At 65.7% G+C, this 9,552-nt stretch carries 7 protein-coding genes; 1 reads left to right on the top strand and 6 read right to left on the bottom strand.

Annotated elements, in window-relative coordinates; translation table 11 throughout:
* Positions 1 to 41 precede the first annotated feature (41 nt).
* The gene (locus AC54AF_RS14155) at positions 42 to 3,080 is read right to left on the bottom strand and encodes a CHASE domain-containing hybrid sensor histidine kinase/response regulator family protein (RefSeq protein WP_496637034.1); all 3,039 of its coding nucleotides are present in this window, start codon (positions 3,078 to 3,080) and stop codon (positions 42 to 44) included.
* A 141-nt stretch (positions 3,081 to 3,221) separates the two neighbouring features.
* Positions 3,222 to 4,112, bottom strand: a complete 891-nt coding sequence (locus AC54AF_RS14150) for a LysR family transcriptional regulator (RefSeq protein WP_496637033.1) — start codon at positions 4,110 to 4,112, stop codon at positions 3,222 to 3,224.
* A 107-nt stretch (positions 4,113 to 4,219) separates the two neighbouring features.
* Here AC54AF_RS14150 and AC54AF_RS14145 point away from each other — a divergent pair, with 107 nt between their 5' ends.
* On the top strand, positions 4,220 to 5,212 hold the full coding sequence (locus AC54AF_RS14145) for a cyclase family protein (RefSeq protein WP_496637032.1): 993 nt from the start codon (positions 4,220 to 4,222) through the stop codon (positions 5,210 to 5,212).
* Between the two features lie 11 nt (positions 5,213 to 5,223).
* Here the strand turns inward: AC54AF_RS14145 and cobA are convergent, their stop codons facing one another.
* From cobA to AC54AF_RS14125, 4 genes are all read right to left on the bottom strand, one after another.
* Positions 5,224 to 5,988: a uroporphyrinogen-III C-methyltransferase gene (cobA, locus tag AC54AF_RS14140; RefSeq protein WP_496637031.1), complete on the bottom strand. Its 765-nt coding sequence runs from the start codon at positions 5,986 to 5,988 to the stop codon at positions 5,224 to 5,226.
* Between the two features lie 14 nt (positions 5,989 to 6,002).
* A complete protein-coding gene (locus AC54AF_RS14135; protein ID WP_496637030.1) occupies positions 6,003 to 7,193 on the bottom strand; it encodes a CmpA/NrtA family ABC transporter substrate-binding protein in 1,191 nt (396 codons plus the stop codon).
* 157 nt (positions 7,194 to 7,350) lie between these two features.
* Complete coding sequence (locus AC54AF_RS14130) at positions 7,351 to 7,989, bottom strand: ANTAR domain-containing protein (RefSeq protein ID WP_131685887.1); 639 nt, start codon at positions 7,987 to 7,989, stop codon at positions 7,351 to 7,353.
* Positions 7,990 to 8,050: 61 nt separating this feature from the next.
* Positions 8,051 to 9,550, bottom strand: coding sequence for a CoA-acylating methylmalonate-semialdehyde dehydrogenase (locus AC54AF_RS14125; protein WP_496637029.1), 1,500 nt, complete (start codon positions 9,548 to 9,550; stop codon positions 8,051 to 8,053).
* Positions 9,551 to 9,552: the final 2 nt, after the last annotated feature.

Raw genomic sequence — 9,552 nt, 5'->3', positions numbered from 1 at the left:
TGGCCGGAGACGTCAAAGGCATATTATCGCCGCTGCCTGCGTCAGGGGGCGTCGCTGGCGGAAAATTCCATGGAAATTTGTTCTGCCACCTGTGCCAGCGCCGGCCCCAGGGCCGTCAGCAAGGCGCGCGCCTGCGCCAGGTCGCCGCCCAGGCGCAAGCCTTCGATCGACGTGCACAGGCCGGCAAAGGCATGGGCGCCCACGGCCAGCGCGGACGATTTGCTGCGGTGGCCCAGGTCGGCCAGGCGCCCCAGGTCTTCCAGCGCCATGGCCTGCTCCATTTCAGCGATGCCGTCGCGCGCCGTGTCGAGGAACAGCTGCGTATACTTGCGCATCTTCACGGCGTCATTGCTGAACGTGAGCGCCAGGGTGGCCAGGTCGAGGATGGCCGTGTCGCGCAATTCCAGCGAGGCGCCCGATGGCGGCGCTTTCGGCACTGCCACCAGCCTGTCGCCCGCGCGCGCATGGCCTGTGCCGCCAATACCGCCACGCAGGCGAAACCATTTCGCCAGCAGGTGAAACAGCAGATTCGGGGCGATCGGCTTGGTCACGAACTCATCCATGCCCGCCGCCAGGCAGCGGGCGCGGTCTTCGCTGCCCGCATTGGCCGTCATGGCAATCACCAGCAGGCCGGCAAGCTGCGGGTCGGCGCGGATGCGGCGCGTCGCCTCGAAGCCGTCCATTTCCGGCATCTGCACGTCCATCAGCACGCAGTCGTAGCGCTGGCGGGCCAGCAATGCCAGCGCTTCGCGGCCGTTGCCGGCGACGCAGACGGTGGCGCCCGCGTCTTCCAGCAATTCGCAGCCCACCTGCTGGCTAAAGACGTTATCTTCCACCAGCAGGATCGATGCGCCGCGGATCACCCCCAGCACTTCCGGCTCCACCTCGGCGATGCGCTCGTCGCCCGCTTGCGCGCTTTTCTCCAGGCGCGCCGTGAACCAGAAGGTGCTGCCCAGGCCCGGCTGGCTGTACACGCCCACCTTGCCGCCCATGAGTTCCACCAGCTGCTTGCTGATCACCAGCCCCAGCCCGCTGCCGCCATACTTGCGCGTGGTCGACGGGTCGGCCTGGTGGAAGGAACGGAACAGCTGCGCCACCTCGTCCTGCGTCATGCCGATGCCCCGGTCCTGCACCTCGAAGCGCAGCATGCCGTGGCTGCCGCGCTCCTCGGACTGGCGCACGCGCACGAAGATGCTGCCATTGTCGGAAAACTTGATGGCGTTGCTGGCCAGGTTCAGCAAGACCTGCTCCAGGCGCAGCGGGTCGCCACGCCAGCGCTGCGGCAGCTCCGGCGCGATATCGAACTGCAGGGCCAGGCCCTTGACGGCGGCCGCGTCGCCGAGCTGGCTGGCGACGTTCGCCAGCAGGGTGTCGAGACGGAAGTCCAGCACTTCCAGTTCCAGCTTGCCCGCCTCGATCTTGGAAAAATCGAGGATGTCATTGATCAGGCCCAGCAAATGCTGGCCTGAATGGAAGATTTTTTGCAGATAGTCGCGCTGGCGCGCGTCGGCCACCGATTTCAGCGCCAGGTGCGCCATGCCGATGATGCTGTTCATCGGCGTGCGGATTTCATGGCTCATGTTCGACAGGAAGTCGCTCTTGGCCTGGCTGGCCGCGTCGGCCTGCTCCTTCAGGCGGTGCAGCTCCGTCACGTCGGTGGACAGGCCGATCAGACCCGTGACGGGACCGGGCAAGCCCAGCGGCACCTTCACGCTCCACAGGTGGTGCACCTGCCCCTGCGCATCGACGAAGCGCTCTTCGCCGACGAACTTGGCGCCGCTGTCGAACACCTGGCGCTCCGTCAGCTGCGCGGACGCCGCCGCATCGCCGAGCATCAATTCGCCATCCTGGCGGCCGATCAGCTGCTCCGCCGAACGGCCCAGTATCTTCGCCGTGCGCGCATTCACGTAGCGGTAGCGCAGGTCGGCATCCTTCATGTAGACATAGGCGTCGACGCTGTCGAGCACCGTATCGAGCAGGGTGCGCTGCGCCACGGCGTTGCGGCGCGACCGGTACAGGGTAAAGATATAGCCATAAATGAGCAGGGTGCCGGCCACGCCGACGGCCAGCGCCAGCCATGGAAAATAGCGGTCGAAGGAACTGTACAGCTCCGCCTTGCGCACGCGGAAATGGGCTTTCCACAGGCCGCCCTGGTAAGCCACCGGCAGCACCTGGTCGAAATAGTCGGCATCGCTGCCCGGTTGCGGCGGCACCGCCGCCAGGTCGCCATCGTCATTGAACAGCAGGCGGTCCTGCGGCGTGATACGCCAGACGCCATCGGCAGGCGGCGCTTCGCCCGCGCTGTACAGGGTCAGGTGCAACGGTTCCAGGGCGCTGCGTTCGAGCGCGCTGTGCACCAGCTGCGCCACGCCAAAGCCGATGCCGACGGACCCTTGATAAGCGGCGCGGCGCTCGGCCACGCTGCCCTGCGGCATGCCATTGCGGTACACGGGCAGGCGCATGCCCAGCCCCACGTGCGCGGGCGGTCCCTTGATCATGATCACCTGGCCCGAGGCGCTGACCTGGCCGCTGTCGCGCGCCTGCGCCAGGGACTGCGCCACCAGCGGGTTGGCGCCGATATCGACGCCCATGCGTTCGGCCAGCAGGGAATCGGGTTCCAGGTAGGTGAGCACCGCGTATTCCGGCCGCTCGCCGGGCGGGCGGATGGTGAAAGCGGGATACCCGCGCGGCGCCAGGCTGGTATCCTGGCGCACCGCCTCGATGAAGGCGGCGCGCTGCGCCGACGGGACGGCCACCGCGTAGTTGACCGATTCGATGGCCGGGAACTGGCGCGCAATATCGAGGCCGGCCACATAATCGTGAAACTGGCGGCGCGTCAGCTGCTCGCTGGTGCGGAACAGGGCTTCGAGTCCGCGCAACAGGTCGGAATAGCTTTTTACGCGCGTGGCCAGGCTATGCTGGGCGCCATGCGTGAGATTGTCGAAACGCTGTTCGGCGTCGTCATTGACCGTGCGCGCCGCGCCCGCGTACAGGGCGCCGCCCACCGCCAATGCCAGCAGCAGGCCACCCGCCCATATCCTGATGCCTGGTCCCGCCCCGCCCTTGCTCAAAGTGTGCATTGTCAATCGCTTATTCCGGTTCCTCGAATGGGCGGCGCTGCGCCGCCCAGCAAGTACGAGGATACTATCAAAGCCCCCGCCCGACGCGTCCGCACATGAAAAAAAGCGCGCGCCATGGTTGCCCTGGAAAACACCTGGCGTCTAGGTCGTCCGCAGCGCCCCGGCCAGGAAGTCGCAAAAGGCGCGCACCTTTTCCTGCACGTGGCGTCCATCGGGCGTCAAGGCATACACGCCGCGCCTGGCCATGCCGTGCGTCGGCAGCACGCGCACCAGGGCGCCGCTGGCCAGCAGGGGCGCGGCGACGAACGACGGCAGCGCGCCCACGCCGATGCCCGCCACCAGCATGTCGGCCAGCAGCACGCTGCTGTCGGCGGAAAAGCGCACGGGCAACACGATGCTGCTGCTCCCTTCCGGGCCGGCCAGTTGCCAGACGCCGGGACTGTCGGCCAGGCGGTAAGCCAGGCAGTCGTGGCCGTGCAAATCCTGCGCCTGGCTGGGCGTGCCGCGCCGCGCCAGATAGGCGGGCGATGCGCAGATCATCTGCTCGACATCGCCCAGGCGGCGCGCCACCAGGGTCGAATCGGCCAGCGCGGCGCGGATGCGCAGCGACACGTCATAGCCCTCGCCCACCACGTCGCGCAGGCGGTCGTCCAGGGTCATTTCGATTCTGACTTCCGGATGGCGGGCCATGAAGTCCGGCAGCAGCGGCGACAGCACTTTCAAGCCGAACGACAGCGGCGCATTCACGCGCAGCCGCCCCGCCACCTTGCCGGCGCAGCCGCGCGTGGCCAGTTCCAGCGCGTCGATTTCATCGAGCAGGCGGCAGCATTCCAGATAATAGGCGCGCCCGCCGTCCGACAAGCTCATGCGCCGCGTCGTGCGCACCAGCAGCACCGTCGCCAGATGCGCCTCCAGCTGGCGCACCTGCTTGCTGATGGCCGCCGCCGACTGGTTCAGGTCCAGCGCCGCCTTGCTGAAGCTGTCGCGCTCGACCACCTTGCGAAACACGCGCATATGTGCCAAGACATCCATCATTCTTTCCATGCAGTTAAATATCTTATTATTTTATCGCCGATTATCATTGAATTGGAAAATAATATGATGGTGGCTTCTTCATTCATGTCACGCAAGGAGTACCCATGTTCACACCATCCGCCGCCCTGAGCACCCTGCTGCTGGCCCTGCTGGCAGGCACAGTGCAGGCCACCCCGGCCGCCGCCCTGCCCGAAGTGGGCATCAGCCCCTGGGGGCCGAAAGATGAAATCGGCCGCCTGAACCTGATGACGCCAGCCTCGCGCGCCGCCATCCTGGCGCGCATCGACGGCGGCAAGAGCTACGACCTGGCCGTCGATTTCTATGTCGGCATGCCCAGCTGGCAGGCGGCAGGCGATCCGCCCTACCAGATGTGGATGACGCACACGCCGAAGGGCAACGTGGTGGCCGACTCGATGAACGTGGGTGAACAGATGAACCGCCACGTCAGTTACACGGGCTCGGCCGTGTCCATGTATGCGCACATGGGCACGCATATCGACGCCCTCAATCACTTTGGCTTGAACGGCAAGATCTGGAATGGTTTTACGGAAGAGCAATACCTGGGCGACCGGGGCTGGACCGTGACGGGCGCGGAAAAACTGCCGCCCATCGTCGCGCGCGGCGTGCTGATCGACGTGGCCGCGTTCAAGGGCCTGTCGCAACTACCCGACAATTACCGCGTCACGCGGCAAGACTTGCGCGCCGCGCTGGCACAACAGAAGGTGACGCTGGAGAAAGGCGACGTGGTGCTGATACGCACGGGCCGCATGCAGCACTATGAGCAGGCGCAAGCGTACATGGCCAATCCCCCCGGCCAGTCGCTGGACGCGGCGAAATTCCTCGTGGAAGATGACGGCGCCATGGTGGTGGGCGCGGACAACCTCAGTTTCGAGGCGTTTCCGTCCGAAGTGGCGGGCAACTACCTGCCCGTGCACACCTATCTGCTGGCGCAGCAGGGCGCGCCCATCCTGGAACTGGTCGACCTGGAAGCGCTGTCACGCGACAAGGTCTACCAGTTCGCCTTCATCGGCGCCTCATTGAAATTCCGCGGCGGCGACGCGGCGCCCATCCGTCCCGTGGCCCTGCCGATCCGCTAAATTCCGCTAGATCACACGGTCGCTGTCAACAAGGCACCATGGTCATCCCAGGCATCGGCGCAGCGCACCACCTCGCCCACGACGATGATGCTGGGACTGCCCAGGCCGCTGGCCTGCAAATCGTCCGGCAAGCGCTGCAAGGTGCTCAGCAACTGGCGCTGCGCCGGCAAGCTGGCCGATTGCACCACGGCCACGGGCGTGCCCGGCGCCATGCCGCCGGCCAGCAAGCCCGCCTGGATGGCCGCCACCCGGGCCACGCCCATGTAGATGACGAGGGTGAGCTTGCTCTGCGCCAGCGCCGCCCAGTTCGGTTCCGACGCGCTATCCTTGCCGTGGCCCGTGACGAAGATGGCGCCCTGGCTCCAGCCGCGGTGCGTCAGCGGCACGCCGATGCCGGACGGCGCGGCCAGGCCGCTGCTGATGCCGGGGATCACCTCGACGGCCACGCCGTGGCTGCGCAGGTAGGCGCGCTCTTCGCCGCCGCGCCCGAACAGGTAGGGGTCGCCCCCTTTCAGGCGCACCACGTGCAACCCGGCACGGGCTTCGGCCAGCATCAGGCGTTCGATGAAGGCTTGCGGCGTGGACGCGCAGCCGCCCCGCTTGCCCACCTCGACCACGCGCACGCCGGGCCCAGCATGCGCGAGGATGGCCGGGTTGACGAGGTCGTCGATCAGCACCACGTCGGCCCGCGCGATGGCCTTTACTGCCTTGATGGTCAACAGGTCCGGGTCGCCGGGACCGGCGCCGACCAGGGTCACGCTTCCAAGTTGCGCCATGATGCACTCTCCAATCAGAAAAAATGGCCGATGGCAAACGATGCCGCGTAGGCTTCCGGCGCGCTGCCGTCCCACACGACGCCGTCGCACAGGGTGGAACTACGCAGCGGTGATGCGGGCAAAGGCGTGGCCGTCATTTCCGCCGCCTGGCGGTACAGGTCGATGCGGTTGACCTGCCTTGCCACCGCCTGGTAATCGGGTTCGTCGCGCAGCAAGCCCCAGCGCCGGTGCTGGGTCATGAACCACATGCCGTCGGACAGGTAGGGGAAATTCACGCTGCCGGCGCCATAAAACTTCAAACCGTGCGCCTCGTCCCAGGTCTTGCCAAGGCCATCCTGGTAGTGGCCGAGAATGCGCGGCGCCAGCGTTTCCTGCGGCGTATTCAGGTAATCGGGCTCGGCCAGGGTGGCCGCCATGGCCAGCCGGTTGGCGTCGCTGGCGTCTATCCAGCGGCCCGCTTCGAGCACGGCGGCGATCAGGGCGCGGCAGCTGTTTGGATGCGCGTGCGCAAACGCGGCGCGGGTGCCCAGCACCTTGCCCGGATGGTCGGGCCAGATGGCGCCGCTGGTGGTGACCGTCACGCCCACGCCATCGACGATGGCCTTGTAGCCCCAAGGTTCGCCCGCGCAAAAGCCATCCATCTGGCCCGCGCGCAAGGCCGCCACCATCTGCGACGGCGGCACCGTCATCACGCGCGCATCGCGCAGCGGATCGATGCCGTGCGCGGCCAGCCAGTATTGCAGCAGCATCGCGTGGTTGCCAGTCGGGAAAGTGTGCGCGAACGCAAACGGCCGCGCCGCGGCGCGCATGTGCCGTGCCAAGGTGGGGCCATCGTGGGCCCCCTCGCGCGCCAGCGCCGCCGACAGGGTGACGGCCTGGCCGCTGTGATTGAGATTCATCAACACGGCCATGTCGTGCTGCTGCCCGCCTATGCCCATCTGCACGCCATACACGAGACCGTACAACACGTGGGCAGCGTCGAGTTCGCCGTTATTCAATTTGTCGCGCACGCCTGCCCACGACATCTCCCGGCTCAGTTCAATCTTGATGCCGTATTTTTCATCCAGGCCCAGCTTTGACGCCATCACCAGCGAGGCGCAATCAGTCAGCGGCAGGTAACCGATGCGTATCGTCTGTTTTTCCGGCTGCAGGGTGCGCTTCGCCTGGGCGCCCTGTCCTGCCGCATTGCCCGTTTGCTCTGTCATGCTATTCCTTGCTGATAAGTACTGTTTTTCCGCGCCACCATGGGCAAGGCTCTCCCCGACCAGCAGCAAGGACCGTGCCTGTGCATGCCCGGCCCAGGGAGGCTGGAAACGCACCGCAATGGTGCACTGCACCAGCATGTATCAGGCAATGGACGATTCATCCCAGCAAGTCCTCCACGTCGAGGATACGCTGGGCAATGTCCGCCAGTTTGAGTTTCTTGTTCATGGCCATGCTGCGCAAGCGCTGGTAAGCCTGCTCTTCCGTCAAGCCGTGATGCGTCATCAACAGGCCCTTGGCCCGTTCAATCACCTTGCGCTCCAGCAGCTTGTGCCGCGTATCGAGCAATTCGGCGCGCAATTTTTCTTCCTGGCGAAAGCGCGCCAGCGCCACATTCAGCACGGGCAAGATCCGCTCGGCCTGCAAGCCGGCCACGATATAGGCGGATACGCCGGCCGCCATGGCCGCGTCGATGCTGGCCGTGGCGCCATCTTCGGTAAACAGGACGATGGGTCGGCGCTCGTCGCGCGTGGCGATGACGATGTGCTCGAGCACGTCGCGCGCGTCCGATTCGGCATCGATGATGATGAGGTCAGGCTGCAGTTGCGCGATGCGCTCGGGAAGGTAGAGGTCGGCTGGCAGCGAGGCAACGATGTCGAAGCCCGATTCCAGCAAGCCGATGCGCAAGGCATTGCCGCGCTGCACTTGGGCAGCCAAGGCCGCATTCTCGTGCACGCCGTGCTCGACAATGGTGTTGACGACAACGATGCGCAAAGGCTGGGTACGGCTGGACGTCATGGGAGCGATCTGCAATGGCTAAACACAACCATTGCAGTAAGCAAGAAGCGAACCAGATGTTTTACTTCAGGGTCGGCATGGCAAACTCGGCGCCGGCAGCCGTCGATGCGGGCCAGCGCTGCGTGACGGCCTTCTGCTTCGTATAGAAACGCACGGATTCCGGGCCGTGCGCGTGGTGGTCGCCGAACAGGCTGCGCTTCCAGCCGCCGAAGCTGTGGAAGGCCATCGGCACGGGGATCGGCACGTTGACCCCGACCATCCCCACCTGCACCCGGTGCGTGTATTCGCGCGCCGTGTTGCCATCGCGCGTGTAGATCGCCGTGCCATTGCCGTATTCGTGGGCGTTGACCAGGTCCAGCGCCGTGGTGAAATCAGGCACGCGCACGATGCACAGCACGGGGCCGAAGATTTCTTCCTTGTAGATCGTCATCTCGGGCGTGACATGGTCGAACAGGCTGCCGCCGAGGAAAAAGCCGTTTTCGTGGCCGGGCAGCACGAAACCGCGCCCGTCACTGACCAGCTTGGCGCCCTCTTTCACGCCTGTGGCGATGTAGCCGGCGATCTTGTCCTTGTGCACCTGCGTCACCACGGGACCCATTTCCGCTGTTAAATCCATGCCCTGCGTGATCTTGAGGGCGGCAATGCGCGGCACCAGCGCCTCGACCAGTTGATCCGCCACATTGCCCACCGCCACGACGACGGAAATGGCCATGCAGCGCTCGCCGGCCGACCCAAACGCGGCGCCCATCAGGGCATCGACCGTCTGGGGAATATCCGCGTCCGGCATGACGACCATGTGGTTCTTCGCGCCACCCAGGGCTTGCACGCGCTTGCCCTGCGCGCAGCCGGTGGCATAGATATACTCGGCAATCGGCGTGGAACCGACAAAGCTGACGGCGCGCACGTCCGGGTGGCGCAGCAAGCCATCCACGGCCTCTTTATCGCCCTGCACCACGTTGAAGACGCCGTCGGGCAAGCCCGCGTCCGTCAACAGTTGCGCCAGGAGCAGGCTGGCCGACGGGTCGCGCTCGGACGGTTTCAAGACGAAGGTATTGCCGCAGGCAATGGCCATCGGAAACATCCACATCGGCACCATCACGGGAAAGTTGAAGGGCGTGATGCCGACGCAGACGCCGAGCGCCTGGCGGATGGACCAGGCATCGATACCGCCGGCCACTTGCTCCGAGTATTCACCTTTCATCATTTGCGGGATGCCGCAGGCAAACTCCACCACTTCGATGCCGCGCGTCACCTCCCCTTTCGCGTCCGTGAAGACTTTGCCGTGCTCGGCTGTGATCAGGGCCGCCAATTGATCCGAGTGTTCCTCCAGCAACTCCTTGAACTTGAACATCACGCGGGCACGGCGCAGCGGCGAGGTCTGCGACCAGGCGGGAAATGCCGCATGGGCGGCGGCCACGGCCGCGTTCAGCTCGGCGGCGGTCGCCAGCGCCACTTTCGCCGTCACGGCGCCCGTGGCGGGATTGAAGACGTCGCTCGTGCGCTCCGAGCGCGACGCCATCGGGTTGCCACCAATAAAGTGGCCGATCATCGGGGTAGTCATCT

Source organism: Janthinobacterium sp. JF4 (genome assembly GCF_059617925.1).
The sequence above is the reverse complement of the archived record's forward strand: the minus strand, read 5'-3'. Positions and strand labels throughout refer to the sequence as shown.

Coding starts and splice junctions, on each gene's coding strand:
- cobA (WP_496637031.1), bottom strand. CDS start 5,988: ATGGCGCAACTTGGAAGCGTGACCCTGGTCGGCGCCGGTCCCGGCGAC.
- AC54AF_RS14135 (WP_496637030.1), bottom strand. CDS start 7,193: ATGACAGAGCAAACGGGCAATGCGGCAGGACAGGGCGCCCAGGCGAAG.
- AC54AF_RS14145 (WP_496637032.1), top strand. CDS start 4,220: ATGTTCACACCATCCGCCGCCCTGAGCACCCTGCTGCTGGCCCTGCTG.
- AC54AF_RS14125 (WP_496637029.1), bottom strand. CDS start 9,550: ATGACTACCCCGATGATCGGCCACTTTATTGGTGGCAACCCGATGGCG.
- AC54AF_RS14155 (WP_496637034.1), bottom strand. CDS start 3,080: ATGCACACTTTGAGCAAGGGCGGGGCGGGACCAGGCATCAGGATATGG.
- AC54AF_RS14150 (WP_496637033.1), bottom strand. CDS start 4,112: ATGGATGTCTTGGCACATATGCGCGTGTTTCGCAAGGTGGTCGAGCGC.
- AC54AF_RS14130 (WP_131685887.1), bottom strand. CDS start 7,989: ATGACGTCCAGCCGTACCCAGCCTTTGCGCATCGTTGTCGTCAACACC.